Raw genomic sequence first — 19,690 nt, 5'->3', positions numbered from 1 at the left:
GAGAGGCCAGTGCGCCGTTTCGCAAGGCCGCACAGCGCCCCGTCAAGGCGCCCGCACGCCATGCGCTTTCGCCGCCAGCTCCTCGATCATGTCGATATTGTGCTGCGCCTGCGCGGCAATCTGCGGACTCGCCACGGCCTTCAAACGCGTCCAATAGGCGAGCGCTTGCCGATAGTCGCGCCGGTCGAGCGCGGCGGAGCCCGCGAGGGCGAGCGCTTTCGCGTTGGCCGGGTCCAGTGCGAGCGCAGCCTGAATGCTCTGCATCGCCTCTGCGTTCAGGTCGCCGCCGCGCAGCGTCGCCAGTTCGTCGGCGTAGTCCGCAAGCAGCCCCGGATCGGCGGGCGTCAAGGCGAGCGCGCGGCGATACGCGGCGACGGCGTCCGCCGTCCGCTCCAGCACCGCGTAAGAGCGCGCAAGCATCGCCCAGCCCGTCGCGTCGTCCGGTTGTTCGCGCAACCGCACTGCGAGCCGGCTCACGACATATTCGAGCGAACCTTGCGTGCCCATATGGCTATCGGCTTGCTTGCCGCTCACGCTTTCGATCGCCGCCGCAACCGGATTGCCGATCCGCATGTACAGCACCAGCGCTCCCGCCGGCAACAACGCCACGAGCAGCGCCGCCACCGCAGCGCGCGTCAGATTGCTCATCGGCCGGTCACCGGCCGATGGCGCAATCCCGTCGCTGGTGTCATCGACGAGCTGCCGCTCGAGCTCGCGCTTCGCCTGCGCCTGATGCTCCGCGGGAACGAGGCCCGCCGCGCATTCGTGCCTGAGCTCGGCCATTGCCGAGCGGTAGATCGCGACAGCCATCGCCTGCGTGTTCGCGCGCGAATCCGCGCCACGCCAAAGCGGCACGAGCACGCACGCGAGCGCGGCCGCCATCATCGCCGCGAGGATCAGCCAGAAAGGGATCATGACGCCGCGCCCTCCTCCTCGTGCCCGCGCAAGGACGCGACGCGCGCGCGTTCGCCGGCGTCGAGCGCTGCGGCGCTCAGGCCGCGCCGACGCACGATACTGCACCACATCGTCCAGGCACCCGCCGCGAGCACGATGAACGGCCCCAGCCAGAGCGCCCAGGTCACGGGCTTCAGCGGCGGCCGGTACAGGACAAAGTCGCCATAGCGGCGCACCATCCAGGCTTTGATCTGCTCGTCGGTTGCGCCGCTGCGAACCTGGTCGCGAATCTGGGCGCGCAGGTCGGCGGCGAGTTCGGCATTCGAGTCGGCGAGGCTCTGGTTCTGGCACACGACACAGCGAAAACTTTCTTCGAGCCGCCGCAAGCGCGCGTCGGTGCCGGTCTCGCCCGAGATTCCCGCTGCCGCGCTGGCGCACGCGTGTGCCAGCATCAGTCCAATGGCGAGCCGGGCCGCCCAGGCGCGCGCGAGACGATTCATGGCGTGCCCTCGTTCTGCAGCTTGCGCACCAGCGGCAAGATCTCGCCATCGATTCGCGCACGCGTGAGCGGGCCGGCCTCGCGGTAGCGCACGACCCCGGCGCGGTCGACCACGAAGGTCTCCGGCACGCCATACACGCCATAGTCGATCGCGGTTTGCCCAGTGCGGTCGACGATCGACGAGGTATAGGGATCGCCCGCGTCCGCGAGCCACTGCAGCGCGTTTTGCCGTTCGTCCTTGTAATTCAGCCCCAGCACCGGCGCAATGTGCTGGCGCGCCAGATCGACCAGCAGCGGATGTTCGTCGCGGCACGATTCGCACCACGACGCCCATACGTTCATGATCCACACCTGCCCGCGCAAGTGCTGGGTCGACAGACGCTGCGCGGGCTCGTGGAGCCTCGGCAAATCGAATTCCGGCGCGGGCTTGCCGATCAATGCCGAAGGCAGCCGGCGCGGATCGTGCCGCAACCCGGCCGTCAGCAGCGCCAGCAACGCCGCGAGCACACATAGCGGAATCAGGAAGCGCTTCATCGGCCGGCCTCGCCCGTTGTTCCCGTGGTTCCCACTGTTCCCACTGTTTCCGTTACTCCCGCGCACTTCGGGCCCGCCTGCACATCGTGCACCGCCATGCCGGCGGGCCACCCCGCCCGCTGCGTGCGGCGATGGGAAGCCAGGCGGTAGCGCCGGTCAGTTGCGGCAAGGAGCCCGCCGAGAGCCATCAGCAGACAACCGCCCCAGATCCAGCGCACGAACGGCTTGATCTGGATGCGAATCGACCACGCATTCGCGCCGACCGGCTGATCGAGCGCCACGTAGAGATCGCGCAGCACGCCGTGGTCGATGGCTGCCTCGGTGATCGGCGTATTCTGCACCGCGAACACCCGCTTCTCGGGAAAGAGCGTCGCAACCGGCTCGCCGCCACGGCTGGCCACGAGCGCCGCGCGCGTGGCCTGATAGTTAGGACCGGAAACCGTCTGCACGCCCTCGAAGCGAAAGTCGTAGCCGTTCACCGAGACGCTTTCTCCGTTACGCAGCAGCACGTCGCGTTCGGCCTCGTAGCCTTTGACGAGCGTGACGCCGACGATGAAGACACCCACGCCCGCATGCGCGAACCACATGCCGTATGTCGCGCGCGGCACGCTGCGCAAGCGGGCGAAGATCGATCCGTGCAAGCCGCGCAGGCGCTCGCGCATGCTCACGGCCACGCTCGTCACCGTCCACGCGGCCAGCAGCACGCCGAGACTCACGAGCGGGCGCCAGCTTCCCAGCAGCCACGGCAAGACGATGGCGGTGAGCACGCTCACGAGCGCCGCCCAGCGCAGCCGCACGGCAAGCTCCGGCACGCGCGCGGACTTCCAGCGCGCAAGCGGACCGAGGCCCATCAGGAAAATGGCGGGCGTCATGAGCGGCACGAACACGCTGTCGAAATACGGCGCGCCCACCGAGAGCTTGTCCGCGCCCAGTGCGTCGAGCAGCATCGGATAGAGCGTGCCGAGCAGTACCGATCCCGCCGCCACCATCAAGAGCAGATTGTTCGACAGCAGCAGCGCCTCGCGCGAGACCGGCTCGAAACCCGCGCCCAGCCCGATTTGCGGCGCGCGCCACGCGAACAGCATGAGCGCCCCGCCGGTCGTCAACGCCAGCAACGCCAGGACGAAGATGCCGCGCGCGGGATCGGAGGCGAACGCATGCACGGACGTGACCACGCCCGAGCGCACGAGGAAGGTGCCGAGCAGACTCAGCGAAAACGCACAGATCGCCAGCAACGCGCTCCAGCTGCGAAAGCTGCCGCGCTTTTCGGTGACCACCAGCGAATGCATCAGCGCCGTTCCGGCGAGCCACGGCATGAACGACGCGTTTTCGACCGGGTCCCAGGCCCACCATCCGCCCCAGCCGAGCACGTAGTAGGACCAGCCGCTGCCGAGCGCAATGCCGAGCGTGAGGAACATCCATGCGGCTGTGGTCCATGGCCTCGACCAGCGCGCCCAGGCCGAGTCGAGCCGCCCAGCCAGCAACGCCGCGATCGCGAACGCGAACGCCACGGAAAAGCCGACGTAGCCCATATACAGGATCGGCGGATGCATCACCATGCCGGGATCCTGCAGCAGCGCGTTGAGATCGCGGCCGTCCATGGCGGGCGGCATCAGACGCGCAAACGGATTCGAGGTGAGCAGCAGGAACGACAGAAAGCCCACGGCGATCCAGCTCATGACGCCGAGCACGCGCGCCACCTGCTCCATCGGCAGTTGACGGCTGAAACAGCTCACCGCGACCATCCAGAGCGTCAGCAGCAGAACCCAGAGCAGCAGCGAGCCCTCGTGGCCGCCCCAGACCGCGGCCAGCCGATACAGGGCGGGCAGCGTCGAATTCGAGTTCTCCACCACGTAGACAACCGAAAAATCGTTGCTCCAGAACGACCACATGAGCGTGCCGAAAGCGAGCGCGACGAACCCGAACTGCGCGCGCACGGCGGGCCACGCAATGCGCATCCAGCCGGCCATGCCCAACTGCGCGCCGAGCACAGGCAGCACGCCCGTGATCAACGCGAGCATCAGCGCGAGTATCAGCGCGAAGTGGCCGATCTCGGGAATCATCGCTGGACGCCCGGATCGGACAGGCCCGCCGCGACCCGCACTGCGGTCGGACGCGGCGCGGCTTGCGCGGCGGGTTGCGCACCGTGCGGTACGCCATCGGCGGCCTGCCGCAGCGCGCGGCTCACCTCGGGCGGCATGTACTTTTCGTCGTGCTTCGCGAGCACTTCGTCGGCGTGGAACCGTCCATCGTCGCCGAGCCGGCCCTGCGCAACGACGCCGCTCCCCTCGCGAAAGAGATCAGGAAGCGCGCCGCGATACACCACCTGCACCGACGACGCAGCATCGCTCACGAGGAAGTGCACGGTCAGCCCATCGGCGTCGCGCCTGAGCGAATGACGCTCGACCAGCCCGCCGAGCCTGAAGCGGTGCTCGAGCGGCGCTTCGTGCGAGGCCACCTGGCTTGGCGTCACGAAGAACATCATGTTGCTGCGCAGGGCATTGAGCACGAGCGCGCACGCAAGCCCGGCACTGACGACGCCAGCGGCCAGCAAGCCGAAACGACGGTACCGTGCTTTCACCGGCCCTCCGCGGAGCGGTCGCCGTGCGAGCGCGCCTGGCTGCGCACGATCCACGCCTCGACGCCCAGCAAGCCGAAGGTCACGACGAGCACCGCCGCGAGATACGGCGTATGCGCGAGCATCGTCATCACGCTGGTCAGGGCATTCATGCCGGACGCTCCTCGATATGGATCTGCCACGACGACACGCGCTCACGCGTACGCATGATGATGCGCACGCGCGCGAGCACGACGGCGATCGCGTAGCACCAGAAGCCTGCGGTCATCACCAGCAGGCCGCACACCATCGACGCGCTCATCGCCACGCCGCTGCCAAAGCCGAGCGACGGCCCCTGATGCAGGGTGTACCACCACTGCACCGAAAAAAAGATCACCGGGATATTCACCACGCCGATCAACGCGAGCACCGCGCACGCGCGGTCGGCGCGGCGCGTGCCGTCGATGGCCGCGTGCAGCGTCATGAAGCCCGCGTAGAGAAAAAGCAGGATCAGCTCGGAGGTGAGCCGCGCGTCCCAGACCCACCACGTGCCCCACGCGGGCTTGCCCCAGAACGCGCCCGATACGAGCGCGATGAACGTGAACAGTGCGCCGGTGGGCGCGAGCGCCTGCGCCATCATGGCCGGGAGCCGCGCGTTCAGGACCAGGTCGAGCGCGCACCAGGCGGCCATCACGAGGTAGATGAACATCGACATCCACGCTGCGGGAACATGCACGAACATAATGCGGTAGACATCGCCCTGAAGCGCATCGGCGGGGGCGATCGCGAGCCCGATCACGAGCCCCGCGCACACCAGCAACACCGCCGTTATGCCGAACCCCGGCACGAGCCGCCTTGCGAGACCATCGAAGGTGGATGGCGAGGCGTAGCGAAACCAGTTCACACGTTTCATCTGCGTCACTCCATGGCAATGCGCAATGCCGCCGCGCTTGCCCATGGGCAAAGCCACGCACCCACGCACAAGGCGGCGCCGAGCAGCGAAAAGCTCGCTTGCATGCGCCCCGGCACGCCGGCCAGATCCGCCGCGCTCACGCCGAAGATCAGCACGGGCACGTAGAGCGGCAACACCAGCAGGGCAAGCACCACGCCGCCGCCGCGCACGCCGAGGGTCAGCGCCGCCCCCATCGAGCCGATCAGGCTCAGGAGCGGAGTGCCGAGCAGCAAGGTGCCCATCAGGTAAAGCGTCGCGCGCCAGTCCAGCGCATACTGGAGCGCGACGACCGGCACCAGCAGCACGAGCGCCAGCCCGCTCGTCAGCCAGTGCGCGACGATCTTGCCGAACACGATGGCAGGCAGCGGCAGCGGTGAAAGCAGCATCTGCTCGAGTGCGCCGCTCGCATAATCGCTGCCGAACAATTGCCCGGCCGACAACATCGCCGCAAATAGCGCCGTCACCCACAGCACGCCGGGCGCGATCAGCTGCAGCGTTTTCGCTTCTGTGCCGATGGCGAGCGGAAAGAGGCTCGAGGCAACGATGAAGAACATCAACGCGCCCAGCGTGACGCTGCGTCTGCGCCAGCTCAGCATCAACTCGCGGCGGATGATGCCGGGCATCACTTCAAGCATCCGCCGCTCCGTTCGAGATAGAGATGACGTGTGCGGGCAGCGCCGCTTTGCAGCGGCCGGTGCGTCGTCAGCGCGACGATGCCGCCCGCGCGCAGATGCGTATCGATGCAGGTCGTGAACCAACCGGTTGCGGACGCATCGAGTGCGTCGCCGGGCTCGTCGAGCAGCCACAGCGGTTTGCGGCCGAGCATCAGGCGCGCCAGCGCGACGCGGCGACGCTGGCCCTGCGAAAGGCGGCTCAGGCGCGTATGCCTGTGCGCGTGCAGCCCGGCCTGCTCGAGCACTTCGTCTTCGCGCGAGATGGAATCGTCGCCGCCACGGCCATCGTTGCCGCCTGGCGCATCGGCCGTGCCGAGCAACGCCGCGAAGCGGATGTTCTCCAGCACGGTGAGGTCGTCGCTGACACCATTGGCATGCCCGACATACGCAAGCTCGCTGCGGAACTGACGCGGCGCGCGGCGCACATCGTCGCCGCGCCAGCAAACCCGCCCTCTCGCAAGCGGCAGCAGGCCCGCGAGCGCACTGAGCAAGGTCGTCTTGCCGCTGCCGTTCGCGCCGTGGATCTGCAGTGCCCATCCCGGCTCGATGCTGAGGTCGATGCCGCTTACGATCGTCCGGCCACAGCGCTCGACGGCAAGCTGTTCAATGGAATACATGACAAGAACTCGTTGGCGTTTGGCTTGGCGTTCGCATTCACCCCGGGATCCCCCATCTCCGGACCCGTCAGGAGGAAGGCTCACTGTTTTTTCCCGCTGTCTCCCAGTGCGCCGTCCTGCACCGCCTCGGCCATGTTCGGCAGATGGTGCGCAATACCCTTGTGACAGTCGATGCAGGTCTTTTCTCCCGTTTCGAGGAAACGCGTGTGCGCCTCCTGGGCGCGCGGGCTCTGGCGCGTGAGATCCATGTATTCGAACGAGTGGCAGTTGCGGCATTCGAGCGAATTATTCGCCTTGAAACGCGCCCATTCGTGCTCGGCGAGTTCGAGCCGCTTGGCCTCGAACTTTTCGCGCGTGTTCACCACGCCGAAGATCTTCGCCCACACTTCCTTGGACGCCTGCATCTTGCGCGCGATCTTGTCGGTCCAGTCGTGCGGCACGTGGCAGTCGGAACACTTCGCATGCACGCCAGTGCGGTTGCTGTAGTGAATCGTCGTTTTCAACTCGGCATAGGTGTTGTCGCGCATCTCATGGCAACCGACACAAAACGCTTCCGTGTTGGTCCATTCCATCGCCGTATTGAAAGCCCCCCAGAAAACGACACCTGCAATGAAGCCGCCCAGCGTCAGAAAACCCAGGCTGAAAAACGCACTCGGCCGCGTGATCGCCCTCCAGTAGCGTCGAAACAAGTCGCGCATGTGAGCCCCCTATTTCTTCGCTTTCTGCGGTGCGCCCTGCAGCTTGACGTCCTCGATCCCCGCAAACGTGTTCTCGACCAGCGGCTTGGCGTCCGCCTGCGGCACATGGCATTGCGTGCAGAAATAGCGGCGCGGGGCGAGGTGCCCGAGTGTCTCGCCGTCACGGTCCGTATAGTGCGAAATGCCGACCGGCACCGCGCCGCTCTCGGCCGCGCGGCTGCCGGCATGACAGGCCAGGCATTTGTTCGCATTCCTATCGAGCTGATAGCCGTCGATCTTGTGCGGAATCGTCGGCGGCTGCTGCGCGTAGGCCCGCCCGCGAATGACGTCCTTGTTTTCCGTCGGCCACATCATGGGCGGAGTCGCCTCTTCATTCAGGGGCGTCGTGCCGCGCAGCGTATCGTAAAACGTCTTGCCGGGAACGGCAGGTTGCTGCGCCCAGGCCGCCAGCGCCACGACCGAGGCAATGATGAGCGCAATCCAGTTTCGCATGGCGGGCTCCGTTTACACCCTGACGATCTTGACCGCGCACTTCTTGAAGTCGGTCTGCAAAGAGATCGGATCGGTGGCGTCGAGCGTGACCTTGTTGATCAACTGGCTCGAGTCGAACCACGGAACGAACACGAGTCCGCGCGGTGGCCGGTCGCGCCCGCGCGTTTCGATGCGCGTGAGAATGTAGCCCCGTCTCGACATCACCTTGACCTCGGTGCCGCGGCGCACGCCCATTGCCTTCGCGTCATCCGGATGCATGAAGCACACTGCGTTGGGAAACGCGCGATAGAGCTCCGGCACCCGCCGCGTCATCGATCCCGAATGCCAGTGCTCGAGCACGCGCCCGGTGACCAGCCAGAACGGAAACTCCTTGTCCGGCGACTCGGCGGCCGGTTCGTACGGCAGCGCGAAAATCACGGCGCGGCCATCGGGATTGCCGTAGAACTGCCATCCGGTTCCCGCCTTGACATAGGGATCCGTGCCTTCCTTGTAGCGCCAGCGCGTTTCCTTGCCGTCGACCACCGGCCAGCGCAGACCGCGCGCCTTGTGATAGGCGTCGAACGGCGCGAGATCGTGGCCGTGGCCCCGGCCGAAGCTCGCATATTCCTCGAACAGCCCCTTCTGGATATAAAAGCCGAACGCTTTGGCCTCGTCGTTGCGGTAGCCGGCGTCGGCGTCCTTGAGCGGGAACTTGTCGACCTGCCCATTGCGGTAAAGGATGTCGTAGAGCGTCTTGCCCTTATATTCGGGCTTTTTCGCCAGCAGATCCGCGGACCAGACTTCCTCGACCTTGAAGCGCTTCGAAAACTCCACGAGTTGCCACAAGTCCGAGCGCGCTTCACCCGGCGGCGCCACCAGTTGATGCCAGAACTGCGTGCGCCGCTCGGCATTGCCGTACGCCCCCTCCTTCTCGACCCACATCGCAGTGGGCAGGATCAGGTCCGCGGCCACGGCTGTGACGGTGGGATACGCGTCGGAGACCACGATGAAGTTCGCGGGGTTGCGATAGCCCGGCAGCCCCTCCTCGTTCAGGTTCGCGGCGGCTTGCATGTTGTTGTTGACTTGCACCCAGTACACGTTGAGCTTGCCATCGCGCAACATGCGGTTCTGCAGCACCGCGTGATACCCGGGCTTTTCGGGAATCGTGCCCGCAGGCAACGCCCAGATGCGCTCCGCCGTTTCCCGATGCTTCGGGTTGGTCACGACCATGTCGGCGGGCAGACGATGCGAGAACGTGCCTACCTCGCGCGCGGTGCCGCACGCGGACGGCTGCCCCGTGAGCGAAAACGGACTGTTGCCGGGCGTCGAGATCTTGCCGGTCAGCAGGTGCAGGTTGTAGACCATGTTGTTGGCCCACACCCCGCGCGTATGCTGGTTGAAACCCATGGTCCAGAACGACACGACCTTGATGTTGGGATCGGCGTAAAGCTGCGCGAGCTGGTCGAGCTTCGCTTTCGACACACCCGAAATCTTGGTCACATATGCGGCGTCGTACTTCGAGACGAACTTTGCAAACTCGTCGTAGGTGATCGGCTTGGCCCCGCCCGGATCCTTGGCGTTCTGCGCCGCTTTCTGCAGCGGGTGGTCGGGGCGCAGCCCGTAGCCGATGTCGGCATTGCCCTGCTTGAACACCGTGTATTTGTCGACGAAGTCGCGATTGACCTTGCCGTTCTTGATGATGTAGTTCGCGATGTAGTTGAGCACCGCGAGGTCGCCCTGCGGCGTGAACACGATCGTTTCGTCAGCGAGCTCGCATGAGCGGTGCTCGAAGGTCGAAAGCACCACCACCTTGGTTTTCGGCGCGCTGAGGCGGCGCGACGTCACCCGGGTCCACAGCACCGGGTGCATCTCGGCCATGTTCGATCCCCACAGCACGAACGCGTCGGTCTGCTCGATATCGTCGTAGCAGCCCATCGGCTCGTCCATCCCGAACGTGCGCATGAACCCCTGTACGGCTGAGGCCATGCAGTGCCGCGCATTCGGGTCGATGTTGTTGCTGCGAAAGCCGGCCTTCATCAGCTTGACCGCTGCGTACCCTTCCCAGACGGTCCACTGGCCGGAGCCGAACATGCCCACCGCCGTCGGCCCCTTGTCCTTGAGCACGCGCTTCCATTGCGTGGCCATCTCGTCGAAGGCCCGATCCCAGGAGACCGGCGCGAACTCGCCATTCTTGTCGTACTTGCCGCCTTTCATGCGCAGCAGCGGCGTCGTGAGCCGATCCTGCCCGTACATGATCTTCGAGAGGAAATAGCCCTTCACGCAGTTCAGGCCGCGGTTGACCTCCGCCTGCGGGTCGGCCAGCGTGGCGACCACCTTGTCGTTCTTCACGCCGACCTGCACGCCGCAGCCGGTGCCGCAAAAGCGGCAAGGCGCCTTGGACCACTTGAGGTCGTCGTCCGCCGCCAGCACCGCACCGCCTGGCAAGGTGACGCCCGCAGCCGCGGCGGCGGCCGTTGCCGCGGTTTGCTTGATGAATTCGCGACGGGTCAGCTTCATCGACAAACTCTCCCTATTCCGGCGATTCGATGTTCTCGTGATGCTGATAGACGAGCGCGGAGGCATGGACCCCCGGCAAAGCATTGATTGCGCTGAGCTGCTCTTCGATCGCACGCGAGTGCGCGCCCTCGAGCGTGACGACCATGCGGCCGTCCGGCGTCGCGACATGGACCTGCGCACCGGGCAGCATGCCGAGGGTGTGGGAGATGCTCTCGCACCGATCGCTTTGGGCGTATATCACGACCCCCGCTACATGAAACTCGTGGGAGGTGGCCTTTTCGCAGGTTGCACTTCGAGTTTCGACGGACATGGCAGTGCCGCCCTCAGATAATATTCGTTATGGATAACTAATAATCAGTGTGGTGGGCCGCTGATCAGCAATTGGTAAAACCACACCGCGAATCCGTATGCGGCGATGAGCGCTACCGTGAGCACGGGGACCATGACGACGGTCAGGAACAGGAAGCTGCGCAGCTCCTCTGATTTTCGCACCGGGTCGATATCGCTCATTCGAAATGACCTCTTGGGGTGGCTCGCGCGAACTATTCAGAAAATGATGTACGAGCCGTGGATATATTCTTGTTAAACAATTACAAGATAGTCAAGAATAAATTTTGGCTTCCTGATTTGTTTGATAACGATGCGAGCGGCGGGCGCGAGCAACCCATCAGGCGAAAAAAAAGCGCCACGTGCGAACGTGACGCTTTGAAAAGTTCTAGCCATTCCGAGGGCCGTGCTAGAACCTGAGAGACGGTAATCGAACGATGACCGCGCCGATGCATTTATGCAAAATGCATATTCCGAGATACTTAAAAACCCCGCAAGGCTTGCAGGGTTCTCGGCATGCGTCGGGACCTTCGCGGTCATATCGAAAGTGCGGTCGATTTTTTATCCAGATGCTGACTAAGTCAAGCAAAATCTCGCCAGAATACGTGAACAATCAAACATTTCCGTCCAATTCTCGCTGGATTGATATAACCCCAATTTTCGCGCACCCATTTGCCGATCTTCGACGATCGCTTCCCACCACGGCCCGCGGGAAGCTGTAACCGGCGTAATGCACCGAAAGATACGGTGCTGGACTGTTACGGAGCCAGCAACGTAGCATCATGCTTTTTGGCTGCATCGGTCAGTCAACAAGGCGCCGGGGGCGCAGAACTGCCCGGCGTCTCATCGGCTTGCTTCCCGACAAGCACCTGACATCGACCTTGCGCGCGTCTCGCGTAGCATCGCGTCATACGTGACCCACGCGTGCCCCATGCGTGACCCATGCGTGACCCATGCGTGACCCATGCGTGACCCACGCGCGATCCATGCACGACCACGGGCGCGCGCCCGACCAATCCGCTCAACCGACAAGCACGTCACCGATTTTGTTACCGACCTGACCGATGGATAAAGAAGAACAGCGCCCGGATTCCCCTCGTCGAGATACCCCGTCCTCCCCTGCCGCATCGGGCGGACCGGCGCCGCGCAAGCGCCGCGGCAGGCTGATCGCGCTTGCCATCGTGCTGGCCGTCGCCACGATCGGGCTGCTGCGCTGGCAGCCCTGGAACAAGAACCCGAACGGCGCGGCCAGCTCCACTGCTGCAAGCGGTGCTCGCATGCGCCACGGCGGTCCCGGTGCGATGGCGAATCTGCCGCAGCCGGTCAGCGTGGCAACCGCGAAATCCGGCGACATGCCCATTGTCATCACGGCGCTTGGCACGGTCACGCCGCTCGCCGCCGTCACGGTGCGCACGCAACTTTCCGGCACGCTGCAAAGCGTGAACTTCGAGGAAGGCCAGATGGTGAACAAAGGCGACGTGCTCGCGCAGATCGACCCGCGTCCCTATCAGATCTCGCTCGCCAATGCCGAAGGCCAGCTCGCGCGCGATCAGGCGCTGCTCGCCACCGCGCGCCTCGACCTCAAGCGCTACCAGACGCTGCTCGCCCAGGACTCGATCGCGAGCCAGCAGGTCGACACGCAAAGCTCGCTCGTGAAGCAGTACGAGGGCACGGTCAAGTCGGATCAGGCCAACATCGACACCTACAAGCTCGACCTCGCCTATGCGCGCATCACCGCGCCGGTTTCCGGGCGCGTAGGCCTGCGCCAGGTCGATCCGGGCAACTACGTGACGCCCGGCGACACCAATGGCATCGTCGTGCTCACGCAGTTGCAGCCGATCAGCGTGATCTTCACGACCTCGGAAGACAATCTGCCGTCCATCCTGAAACAGTTGCGCGCAGGCACGAGGATGTCGGTGTCGGCCTTCGACCGCAGCAACACCACGCTGCTCGAAAGCGGCTTCCTGCAAACCCTCGACAACCAGATCGACACCACGACCGGCACCGTGAAGCTGCGCGCGAGCTTCGCCAACGGCGACGGCTCGCTGTTCCCGAATCAGTTCGTCAATGCGCGGCTGCTCGTCGACACGATCCACGACGCGGTGATCGTGCCCACCTCCGCGGTGCTCAACGGCTCGCAGGGCGCATATGTCTATGTGGTGAAGCCCGACAACACCGTGACGGTGCGGCTCGTGAAGGTCGGCCCGGTGGACGCCGAGCGCACCAGCATCGCCTCGGGCCTCGCCGTAGGCGAGCGCATCGTGACCGACGGTTCGGACCGCCTGCGCGAAGGCTCGAAGATCACTATTCCCGCCGCTCGGGCCAAACACGCTTCGGGTGCATCGGCGGCCACAGGCCCACAAGGCGGCGCATCGGGGGCCAGTGCGGCGTCGGGCGCTTCGGGTGCCCACCACGGCCATCGCCGCCAGGCATCCGGCGCTGAGGGCCAGTAAGCCGCATGAATCCATCCCGCGCCTTTATTCTGCGTCCGGTCGGCACGGCGCTGCTCATGGCGGCGATCATGCTGGTCGGCCTCGTCGCGCTGCGTTTCCTGCCGCTTTCCGCCCTGCCCACGGTCGATTACCCGACCATCCAGGTGCAGACCTTCTATCCGGGCGCGAGCCCGGAAGTGATGACCTCCTCGGTCACCGCGCCGCTCGAGCGCCAGTTCGGCCAGATGCCGTCGCTCAACCAGATGTCGTCGCGTAGCTCGGCGGGCTCCTCGGTCATCACGCTGCAATTCAGCCTCGATCTGCCGCTCGACGTCGCCGAGCAGGAAGTGCAGGCGGCTATCAACGCGGCGGGCAACCTGCTGCCGTCGGACCTGCCCGCACCGCCGATCTACGCCAAGGTCAATCCCGCCGACGCGCCGATCCTCACGCTCGCGATCACCTCGAAGACGCTGCCGCTCACGCAGGTCCAGGACCTCGCCGACACGCGCCTCGCACAAAAGATCTCGCAGGTCGCGGGCGTGGGCCTCGTGAGCGTCACGGGCGGCCAGCGCCCGGCCGTGCGCATCCAGGCGAATCCGCGCGCGCTCGCGGCCTACGGCCTGAATCTCGATGACCTGCGCACGAGCATCTCGAACCTGAACGTCAACACGCCCAAGGGCAGCTTCGACGGTCCCACGCGCGCGTACACGATCGACGCGAACGACCAGTTGACGGACGCCGAAGCCTATAAAGACGCCGTGATCGCCTACCGCAACGGCCGCCCGGTGATGCTCACCGATGTCGCGAACATCGTGCAGGGCGCCGAGAACACCAAGCTCGGCGCATGGGTGGACAGCACGCCCGCGATCATCCTGAACGTGCAGCGCCAGCCGGGCGCCAACGTGATCCAGGTGGTGGACAGCGTCAAGAAGATCCTGCCGCAGTTGCAGGAAGCGCTGCCCGCCTCGCTCGACGTGCAGATCGTCACCGACCGCACCACCACAATCCGCGCCTCGGTGCGCGACGTGCAGTTCGAGCTGCTGATGTCGGTGGTGCTGGTGGTGCTGGTGATGTACCTGTTCCTCGCCAACATCTACGCGACCATCATTCCGAGCCTTTCGGTGCCGCTCTCGCTGATCGGCACACTCGCGGTCATGTACCTGTGTGGCTTCTCGCTCGACAACCTCTCGCTGATGGCGCTCACGATCGCCACCGGTTTCGTGGTGGACGACGCCATCGTCATGATCGAGAACATCGCGCGCTACGTGGAGGACGGCGAAACGCCACTCGAAGCCGCACTCAAGGGTTCGAAGCAGATCGGCTTCACCATCATCTCGCTCACGGTTTCGCTGATCGCGGTGCTGATTCCGCTGCTCTTCATGGGCGATGTCGTAGGCCGGCTGTTTCACGAATTCGCGATCACGCTCGCGGTGACCATCGTGATCTCGGCCGTGGTCTCGCTCACGCTCGTGCCGATGATGTGCGCGAAGATGCTGCGCCACACGCCGCCGCCCGAGAGCCACCGCTTCGAAGCACGCATGCATGCGTTCTTCGAATACGTGATCGCGCGCTACGGCGTCGCGCTCGAATGGGTGCTCGCGCGCCAGCGGCTCACGATGCTCGTGTTCTTCGCCACGCTCGTGCTCACCGGCATCCTCTACGTGGTGGTGCCCAAGGGCTTCTTCCCCGTGCAGGACACCGGCGTGATCCAGGCGATCACCCAGGCGCCGCAGGCGGTCTCGTACGCGTCGATGGCCGAGCGCCAGCAAGCGCTCGCCGCGGAGATTCTCAAGAACGAGAACGTGGAGAGCCTCACCTCGTTCATCGGCGTGGACGGCACCAACATCACGCTCAATAGCGGGCGCATGCTCATCAACCTGAAGCCGCGCGACGATCGCAGCGAAACGGCGAGCCAGATCATTCGCGACCTCCAGCAGTCGGTGTCGCACATCACGGGCGCGTCGCTTTACATGCAGCCGGTGCAGGACCTCACGATCGACTCCACGGTGAGCCCGACGCAGTACCAGTTCATGCTCACGACGCCCAACATCCAGGACTTCACCACCTGGGTGCCCAAGCTCGTGCACCGGCTCGGGCAATTGCCGGAGCTTGCGGACGTGGCGACCGACCTGCAGGACCAGGGCCAGTCGGTGTTCATCGAGATCGACCGCGCCAGCGCGGCGCGCTACGGCATCACGCCCGCGACCGTCGACAACGCGCTCTACGACGCCTACGGACAGCGCATCATCTCGACGATCTTCACGCAGTCGAACCAGTACCGCGTGATTCTCGAAGCCGATCCCGTGATGCAGCACTACACGGATTCGCTGAACTCGATCTACCTGCCCTCCTCGACTTCGACCACGGGCCAGGTGCCGCTCTCGGCCCTCGCGAAGTTTCACGAGCGGCCCGCGCCACTGCTGGTTTCGCACCTCTCGCAGTTCCCGGCCACCACCATCTCGTTCAACCTCGCGCCGGGCGCGTCGCTGGGCGCGGCGGTCAAGGCGATCCAGCAGGCCGAGCAGGAAATCGGCTTGCCGGGCTCGTTCCAGACGCGCTTCCAGGGCGCGGCGCTCGCGTTCCAGGCCTCGCTCGCCAACGAGCTGTTCCTGATCCTCGCGGCCATCGTGACGATGTACATCGTGCTGGGCGTACTCTACGAGAGCTTCGTGCATCCGATCACGATTCTCTCGACGCTGCCGTCCGCGGGCATCGGCGCGCTGCTCGCGCTGATCATGACCGGCCACGACCTCGACATCATCGGCATCATCGGTATCGTGCTGTTGATCGGCATCGTGAAGAAGAACGCGATCATGATGATCGACTTCGCACTCGACGCCGAGCGCAACGAAGGCAAGCCGCCGCGCGAGGCGATCTATCAGGCCTGCCTGCTGCGTTTCCGGCCCATCATGATGACCACGCTGGCCGCATTGCTGGGCGCGCTGCCGCTGATGCTCGGCACCGGCGCGGGCTCGGAGCTGCGCCGGCCGCTCGGCATCGCCATCGCGGGCGGGCTGATCGTGAGCCAGGCGCTCACGCTCTTCACCACGCCCGTGATCTATCTGGCGTTTGACCGGCTCGCGACGCGCATGCGCCAACGCTTCGGCGGCGGCTCGCGCCCGACGCCACCCACGCCGCCCGCGCCTTCGTCCCCGCCGGAGCACTGACGCGATGAATCTTTCGCGCCCGTTCATCAACCGCCCCGTCGCCACCACGCTGCTCGCGCTCGGCATCGCGCTCGCGGGGCTCTTCGCGTTCGCGAAGCTGCCGGTCGCGCCCTTGCCGCAGGTGGACTTCCCCACCATCTCCGTGCAGGCGTCGCTGCCGGGCGCGAGCCCGGAAACCGTGGCCACCAGCGTGGCAAGCCCGCTGGAGCGGCACCTGGGCTCGATCGCCGACGTCTCCGAGATGACCTCGCAGAGCTCGGTGGGCAGCACACGCATCACGCTGCAATTCGGCCTGAACCGCGACATCGACGGCGCCGCGCGCGACGTGCAGGCCGCCATCAACGCCGCGCGCGCCGACCTGCCGTCGAGCCTGCGGCAGAACCCGACCTACCACAAGGTCAACCCCGCCGACGCGCCCATCCTGATCCTCGCGCTCACCTCGCCCACGCTCAGCGCGGGCCAGCTCTACGACTCGGCGGCCACGGTGCTCCAGCAATCGCTCTCGCAGGTGGACGGCGTGGGCGAAGTCGACGTGAGCGGCTCAGCTAACCCGGCCGTGCGCGTGGAACTGGAGCCGCACGCCCTGTTTCACTACGGCATCGGCCTGGAAGACGTGCGCGCGGCGCTGGCCTCGGCCAATGCGAACAGCCCGAAGGGCGACATCGAGTTCGGCCCCAAGCGCTACCAGCTCTACACCAACGACCAGGCGAGCAAGGCGAGCCAATACAAGGACCTCGTGATCGCCTACCGCAACGGCGCGGGCGTGAAGCTCTCCGACGTGGGCGAAGTGGTCGATTCGGTCGAGGACCTGCGCAACCTCGGCCTTGCCAACGGCAAACGCTCGGTGCTCGTGATCCTCTACCGCCAGCCCGGCGCGAACATCATCGAGACGGTGGACCGCGTGGTCGCGATGCTGCCGCAACTGAAGGCGTCGCTGCCCGCCGATGTCGAGGTGACCCCCGCCTCGGACCGCTCGGTCACGATCCGCGCCTCGCTCAAGGACACCGAGCACACGCTCATGATCGCCGTGGCGCTCGTGGTGATGGTGGTGTTCCTGTTCCTGCGCAACTGGCGCGCGACGCTGATTCCGAGCGTGGCGGTGCCCATCTCGATCATCGGCACCTTCGCGGCCATGTACCTGATGGGCTTCTCGCTCGACAACCTCTCGCTGATGGCGCTCACCATCGCGACCGGCTTCGTCGTCGACGACGCCATCGTCGTGCTGGAGAACATCTCGCGCCACCTCGAGAACGGCGTGCCGCGCCGGCGGGCCGCGCTGCTCGGCGCGCGCGAGGTGGGCTTCACGGTGCTTTCGATCAGCGTCTCGCTGGTGGCCGTGTTCCTTCCCATCCTGCTGATGGGCGGCATCGTCGGGCGCCTCTTTCGCGAGTTCGCTCTCACGCTCTCGCTTGCGATCGGCGTGTCGCTCGTGGTGTCGCTCACGCTCACGCCGATGATGTGCTCGCGCCTGCTCGAGCAGCCGCACGAGAAGAGGAAGGAAAGCCGCTTCGGGCAATGGCTGGAGCGCGGCTTCACGCGCCTGCACCGCGGCTACGAGCACACGCTCGGCTGGGCGCTTGCGCATCCGCGCCTGATCCTCATGACGCTCATCGCCACCATCGCGCTGAACGTCGTGCTCTACGTGAACATCGCCAAGGGCTTCTTCCCGCAGCAGGACACGGGGCGCCTCGTGGGCGGCATCCAGGCCGACCAGTCGACCTCGTTCCAGGCGATGAAGGTGAAGTTCGCGGAGATGATGAAGATCGTCGGCGAGAATCCGGCTGTCGATCAGGTGGTGGGCTTCACGGGCGGGCGCGCGACTAACTCGGGCTTCATGTTCGTCTCGCTCAAGCCCAAGAGCGAGCGCAAGCTGTCCGCGGATCAAGTGATCGCGCAGTTGCGCGGACCGCTCTCGCACGTGGCGGGCGCGCGCACCTTCCTGCAGAGCGTGCAGGACATCCGCGTGGGCGGGCGGCAGTCGAACGCGCAGTATCAGTTCACGCTGCTCGCCGACAACACCGCCGATCTCTACAAGTGGGCGCCGAAGCTCACCGAAGCGCTGCAGGCGCGCCCCGAACTCGCCGACGTGAATTCGGACCAGCAGCAAGGCGGCCTCGAATCGATGGTCACGATCGACCGCGCGAGCGCCGCGCGCCTGAACATCAAGCCTGCGCAGATCGACAACACGCTCTACGACGCCTTCGGCCAGCGTCAGGTCTCGACCATCTACAACCCGCTCAACCAGTACCACGTGGTGATGGAAGTCGCGCCGAAGTACTGGCAAAGCCCGGACATGCTCAATCAGATCTGGGTGAGCACCTCAGGCGGCAGCGCGAGCGGCGCGCAGAGCACCAACGCAGCGGCGGGCACGGTCACGGGGCCGGCCACGTCGAAAGCGTCGACGGGCGGCACGGGCGCAAAATCAGGCACAAGCTCGGCGTCGAGCGCCGCGGCCATTGCCGCCGACTCGGCGCGCAATCTCGCGATCAACTCGATCGCGGCGAGCGGCAAGTCGAGCGCGTCCTCGGGCGCGGCCGTCTCCACGACGAAGGAAACCATGATCCCGCTCTCGGCAATCGCCTCGTTCGGACCGGGCACGACGCCGCTCTCGGTGAATCACCAGAGCCAGTTCGTGGCCTCGACGATCTCGTTCAACCTGCCGCCGGGCAAGTCGCTCTCGGACGCCACCCGGGTCATCTACGACACGATGGCCGAGATCGGCATGCCGCAGACCATCCACGGCAGCTTCCAGGGCACGGCGCAGGCGTTCCAGCAGTCGCTGAACAACCAGCCGCTCTTGATTCTGGCGGCGCTCGCGGCGGTGTATATCGTGCTGGGCATCCTCTACGAGAGCTATATCCACCCGCTCACGATTCTCTCGACGCTGCCTTCGGCGGGCGTGGGCGCGCTGCTCGCGCTGCTGCTGTTCAAGACCGAGTTCAGCATTATTGCGCTGATCGGCGTGATCTTGCTGATCGGCATCGTGAAGAAGAACGCGATCATGATGGTGGACTTCGCGATCGACGCGTCGCGCCAGGGCCTGAGTTCGCGCGACGCGATCTATCAGGCCTGCCTGCTGCGCTTCAGGCCGATCATGATGACGACCTGCGCGGCGCTGCTGGGCGCACTGCCGCTCGCGTTCGGGCGCGGCGAAGGCGCGGAGCTGCGCGCGCCGCTCGGCATCTCGATCGTGGGCGGGCTGATCGTGAGCCAGGCGCTGACGCTCTATACGACGCCGGTGGTGTATCTGTACATGGATCGCCTGCGCGTGTGGTGGGATGCGAAGCGCGGGCGCGTGGAGCCGCCGCCGAGGGTGCTGGAGTGAGGAGCGGTTGAAGATTGGATGGGCGG

The 19,690-nt window shown here is 65.6% G+C and carries 17 protein-coding genes; 3 read left to right on the top strand and 14 right to left on the bottom strand.

Going from position 1 to position 19,690, the window contains the following annotated elements:
* Positions 1-42: 42 nt before the first annotated feature.
* The 14 genes from ccmI to napE all read right to left on the bottom strand — a co-directional run bounded on the left by ccmI (position 43) and on the right by napE (position 10,923).
* Positions 43-915 carry a c-type cytochrome biogenesis protein CcmI gene (gene ccmI, locus PWP93_RS04185; protein ID WP_421043574.1) on the bottom strand — a complete coding sequence of 291 codons (873 nt, stop codon included), beginning with the start codon at positions 913-915 and terminating at the stop codon, positions 43-45.
* On the bottom strand, positions 912-1,394 hold the full coding sequence (locus PWP93_RS04180; RefSeq protein WP_421043573.1) for a cytochrome c-type biogenesis protein: 483 nt from the start codon (positions 1,392-1,394) through the stop codon (positions 912-914). The genes ccmI and PWP93_RS04180 overlap by 4 nt, the downstream gene beginning before the upstream one ends.
* Positions 1,391-1,927 (bottom strand): DsbE family thiol:disulfide interchange protein, encoded by a 537-nt coding sequence (locus PWP93_RS04175; RefSeq protein ID WP_421043572.1) that lies wholly within the window; start codon positions 1,925-1,927, stop codon positions 1,391-1,393. Before PWP93_RS04175 ends, PWP93_RS04180 begins: the two co-directional genes overlap by 4 nt.
* Positions 1,924-3,990, bottom strand: coding sequence for a heme lyase CcmF/NrfE family subunit (locus tag PWP93_RS04170; protein ID WP_421043571.1), 2,067 nt, complete (start codon positions 3,988-3,990; stop codon positions 1,924-1,926). Before PWP93_RS04170 ends, PWP93_RS04175 begins: the two co-directional genes overlap by 4 nt.
* Complete coding sequence (ccmE, locus tag PWP93_RS04165; protein ID WP_421043570.1) at positions 3,987-4,508, bottom strand: cytochrome c maturation protein CcmE; 522 nt, start codon at positions 4,506-4,508, stop codon at positions 3,987-3,989. The genes PWP93_RS04170 and ccmE overlap by 4 nt, the downstream gene beginning before the upstream one ends.
* Positions 4,505-4,657: a hypothetical protein gene (locus PWP93_RS04160; protein ID WP_421043569.1), complete on the bottom strand. Its 153-nt coding sequence runs from the start codon at positions 4,655-4,657 to the stop codon at positions 4,505-4,507. The genes ccmE and PWP93_RS04160 overlap by 4 nt, the downstream gene beginning before the upstream one ends.
* Positions 4,654-5,397, bottom strand: a complete 744-nt coding sequence (ccmC, locus tag PWP93_RS04155; RefSeq protein ID WP_421043568.1) for a heme ABC transporter permease CcmC — start codon at positions 5,395-5,397, stop codon at positions 4,654-4,656. The genes PWP93_RS04160 and ccmC overlap by 4 nt, the downstream gene beginning before the upstream one ends.
* A 5-nt stretch (positions 5,398-5,402) precedes the next feature.
* A complete protein-coding gene (gene ccmB, locus PWP93_RS04150) occupies positions 5,403-6,071 on the bottom strand; it encodes a heme exporter protein CcmB (RefSeq protein ID WP_421043567.1) in 669 nt (222 codons plus the stop codon).
* Positions 6,059-6,727, bottom strand: a complete 669-nt coding sequence (gene ccmA / locus PWP93_RS04145; RefSeq protein ID WP_421043566.1) for a heme ABC exporter ATP-binding protein CcmA — start codon at positions 6,725-6,727, stop codon at positions 6,059-6,061. The genes ccmB and ccmA overlap by 13 nt, the downstream gene beginning before the upstream one ends.
* Before the next feature lie 80 nt (positions 6,728-6,807).
* A complete protein-coding gene (locus PWP93_RS04140; RefSeq protein ID WP_421043565.1) occupies positions 6,808-7,425 on the bottom strand; it encodes a NapC/NirT family cytochrome c in 618 nt (205 codons plus the stop codon).
* A gap of 9 nt (positions 7,426-7,434) precedes the next feature.
* Positions 7,435-7,917 (bottom strand): nitrate reductase cytochrome c-type subunit, encoded by a 483-nt coding sequence (locus PWP93_RS04135; RefSeq protein WP_421043564.1) that lies wholly within the window; start codon positions 7,915-7,917, stop codon positions 7,435-7,437.
* Positions 7,918-7,929: 12 nt separating this feature from the next.
* Entirely contained in the window at positions 7,930-10,413 is a 2,484-nt protein-coding gene (gene napA / locus PWP93_RS04130) for a periplasmic nitrate reductase subunit alpha (RefSeq protein WP_421043563.1), read from the bottom strand.
* A gap of 13 nt (positions 10,414-10,426) precedes the next feature.
* Positions 10,427-10,723, bottom strand: a complete 297-nt coding sequence (locus tag PWP93_RS04125; protein WP_421043562.1) for a chaperone NapD — start codon at positions 10,721-10,723, stop codon at positions 10,427-10,429.
* A 44-nt stretch (positions 10,724-10,767) separates the two neighbouring features.
* A complete protein-coding gene (gene napE, locus PWP93_RS04120; protein WP_421043561.1) occupies positions 10,768-10,923 on the bottom strand; it encodes a periplasmic nitrate reductase, NapE protein in 156 nt (51 codons plus the stop codon).
* Between the two features lie 881 nt (positions 10,924-11,804).
* Between napE and PWP93_RS04115 the strand changes: the two genes are divergently transcribed.
* Genes PWP93_RS04115 through PWP93_RS04105 form a run of 3 tightly spaced genes read left to right on the top strand, consistent with a single transcriptional unit; the run spans position 11,805 to position 19,664 of the window.
* On the top strand, positions 11,805-13,193 hold the full coding sequence (locus tag PWP93_RS04115; protein WP_421043560.1) for an MdtA/MuxA family multidrug efflux RND transporter periplasmic adaptor subunit: 1,389 nt from the start codon (positions 11,805-11,807) through the stop codon (positions 13,191-13,193).
* A gap of 5 nt (positions 13,194-13,198) precedes the next feature.
* Positions 13,199-16,339 (top strand): MdtB/MuxB family multidrug efflux RND transporter permease subunit, encoded by a 3,141-nt coding sequence (locus PWP93_RS04110; RefSeq protein WP_421043559.1) that lies wholly within the window; start codon positions 13,199-13,201, stop codon positions 16,337-16,339.
* A 4-nt stretch (positions 16,340-16,343) separates the two neighbouring features.
* Positions 16,344-19,664 (top strand): efflux RND transporter permease subunit, encoded by a 3,321-nt coding sequence (locus tag PWP93_RS04105; RefSeq protein WP_421043558.1) that lies wholly within the window; start codon positions 16,344-16,346, stop codon positions 19,662-19,664.
* Positions 19,665-19,690 lie beyond the last annotated feature (26 nt).

Origin of the sequence: Paraburkholderia sp. A1RI-2L (assembly GCF_048957375.1) — a bacterium.
GTDB lineage: Bacteria > Pseudomonadota > Gammaproteobacteria > Burkholderiales > Burkholderiaceae > Paraburkholderia.
Note: the sequence above shows the minus strand (reverse complement) of the source record. Positions and strands in the feature narration are given on the sequence as shown.

Bases quoted from the DNA above. Each gene is read 5' to 3' on its own strand.
- PWP93_RS04135 (WP_421043564.1), bottom strand. From the start codon at position 7,917: ATGCGAAACTGGATTGCGCTCATCATTGCCTCGGTCGTGGCGCTGGCG.
- ccmC (WP_421043568.1), bottom strand. From the start codon at position 5,397: ATGAAACGTGTGAACTGGTTTCGCTACGCCTCGCCATCCACCTTCGAT.
- napE (WP_421043561.1), bottom strand. From the start codon at position 10,923: ATGAGCGATATCGACCCGGTGCGAAAATCAGAGGAGCTGCGCAGCTTC.
- PWP93_RS04110 (WP_421043559.1), top strand. From the start codon at position 13,199: ATGAATCCATCCCGCGCCTTTATTCTGCGTCCGGTCGGCACGGCGCTG.
- PWP93_RS04160 (WP_421043569.1), bottom strand. From the start codon at position 4,657: ATGAATGCCCTGACCAGCGTGATGACGATGCTCGCGCATACGCCGTAT.
- PWP93_RS04115 (WP_421043560.1), top strand. From the start codon at position 11,805: ATGGATAAAGAAGAACAGCGCCCGGATTCCCCTCGTCGAGATACCCCG.
- PWP93_RS04140 (WP_421043565.1), bottom strand. From the start codon at position 7,425: ATGCGCGACTTGTTTCGACGCTACTGGAGGGCGATCACGCGGCCGAGT.
- PWP93_RS04105 (WP_421043558.1), top strand. From the start codon at position 16,344: ATGAATCTTTCGCGCCCGTTCATCAACCGCCCCGTCGCCACCACGCTG.
- PWP93_RS04125 (WP_421043562.1), bottom strand. From the start codon at position 10,723: ATGTCCGTCGAAACTCGAAGTGCAACCTGCGAAAAGGCCACCTCCCAC.
- PWP93_RS04180 (WP_421043573.1), bottom strand. From the start codon at position 1,394: ATGAATCGTCTCGCGCGCGCCTGGGCGGCCCGGCTCGCCATTGGACTG.
- PWP93_RS04170 (WP_421043571.1), bottom strand. From the start codon at position 3,990: ATGATTCCCGAGATCGGCCACTTCGCGCTGATACTCGCGCTGATGCTC.
- ccmB (WP_421043567.1), bottom strand. From the start codon at position 6,071: ATGCTTGAAGTGATGCCCGGCATCATCCGCCGCGAGTTGATGCTGAGC.
- ccmA (WP_421043566.1), bottom strand. From the start codon at position 6,727: ATGTATTCCATTGAACAGCTTGCCGTCGAGCGCTGTGGCCGGACGATC.
- napA (WP_421043563.1), bottom strand. From the start codon at position 10,413: ATGAAGCTGACCCGTCGCGAATTCATCAAGCAAACCGCGGCAACGGCC.
- ccmI (WP_421043574.1), bottom strand. From the start codon at position 915: ATGATCCCTTTCTGGCTGATCCTCGCGGCGATGATGGCGGCCGCGCTC.
- PWP93_RS04175 (WP_421043572.1), bottom strand. From the start codon at position 1,927: ATGAAGCGCTTCCTGATTCCGCTATGTGTGCTCGCGGCGTTGCTGGCG.